The organism is Citrobacter sp. S46_ASV_140 (assembly GCF_018919545.1).
Classification (GTDB): Bacteria; Pseudomonadota; Gammaproteobacteria; order Enterobacterales; family Enterobacteriaceae; genus Citrobacter; species Citrobacter braakii.
This window is the reverse complement of record NZ_JAHLRC010000261.1, coordinates 1-1,312: the sequence shown is the minus strand read 5'-3', so window position 1 is coordinate 1,312 and position 1,312 is coordinate 1. Positions and strand designations below refer to the sequence as shown.

General features: G+C 49.7%; 1 protein-coding gene and 1 pseudogene. One reads left to right on the top strand and one right to left on the bottom strand.

Features of this window, described 5'->3' with window-relative positions; translation table 11 throughout:
* Positions 1–73 precede the first annotated feature (73 nt).
* Positions 74–763 (top strand): EAL domain-containing protein, encoded by a 690-nt coding sequence (locus KQJ19_RS23610; RefSeq protein ID WP_047500365.1) that lies wholly within the window; start codon positions 74–76, stop codon positions 761–763.
* 38 nt (positions 764–801) lie between these two features.
* Here the strand turns inward: KQJ19_RS23610 and sapF are convergent.
* Positions 802–1,312: pseudogene (gene sapF, locus KQJ19_RS23605) on the bottom strand (peptide ABC transporter ATP-binding protein SapF); the annotation flags it as partial.

Here is a 1,312-nt window from a genome sequence, read left to right as displayed (position 1 = left end):
ATTGATCGTTATTATTGATTGATTGTGATTAAAAGTGCATTATCAGGAAGTTATGATCAATTGGAGTGGTCTTATGCACTATCATTTCATCGCGGAACCGATGAGAGACACAACTGATACGTTACTGGGTGTTGAGATGAGCGTCCGGTTTGCTTCAGATACGGTTTCGCCGATACATCCAGAGTTCATCATTTCAGCGTGGAATAGCGAACAAAAACGTAATTTCATGCTCGAGCAAATTCGATTAATTGCCGAAAAGCGTAATTGGTTTGAGAGCCACAACCTTTTCTGTACTCTGAACCTCATTGATGAAATGGCGCTGCTGGCAATTGGCGACCCGAGCGTCAAATCGGCGCTACATGCCATGCCTTTTGTCGCACTAGAACTTTCAGAGCGTTTTCTGACGAATACCGTATGTCTGAATAATCTGCTGATTAATTCACTTTGTGACGGTCCAAACGCATTATGGCTGGGCGATCTGGGCTCCGGCAGCATTGGGGCCAGTCCGCTGGTTTGCGGTCGTTTTGATGTTGTAAAGTTGGATCGTGGTTTTTTCCTGGATCAGGCTGAAAAACCGATGTTCCCGGTGCTAATTAAAAACATCCGCGAATATTGCGACCGCATTGCGGTGGAGGGCGTGGAAACCAAACAGCTTATCGACGAAGTAGGCGCGGCTGGTGTTTGGGTGATGCAGGGATCCCTTTTCCCTTCGGTCGCGTTTAGCGAGGTTGATACACTGCTCTTACCAAATGTTTGTCACTGATTGCAAAATTGCCCTCCGGTTGAGGAGGGCTGCATCTGCTAGCGATCTTTACGCCACGCGTCAGCGGTTAGCGCTTCGCCGAAATGGCCGGCAATCAGGCGACGGGTCAGCTCATGCAACGGCGAGGCCAAAACATCTGCTGTACTGCCGCGTTCAACCACTTCACCCTGGTGCATGACTAATACCTGATCGCTGATGTGCTTCATCATGCCGATGTGCTGAGTCACATAGATATATGAAATCCCCTGTTTTTCCTGTAATTCCAGCATCAGATTGATGAGCTGCGAACGCATCGACATGTCCAGAGAGGCCAGGGCTTCGTCGGCGATAATGACTTTGGGTCGCAAAATGAGCGCTCGGGCAAGGCCCAGACGCTGTTTTTGTCCCGGAGCCAGCATATGCGGGTAATAACTCACATGGTCAGGCAACAGACCGACCATGCGCATGGTCTCGATGATCTGTTTGCGACGCTGTTCAGGCTCGAGGTCGGTGTTCAGACGTAGCGGAAAATCGAGGATCTGCGAAATACGTTGCCGTGGGTTAAGCGAC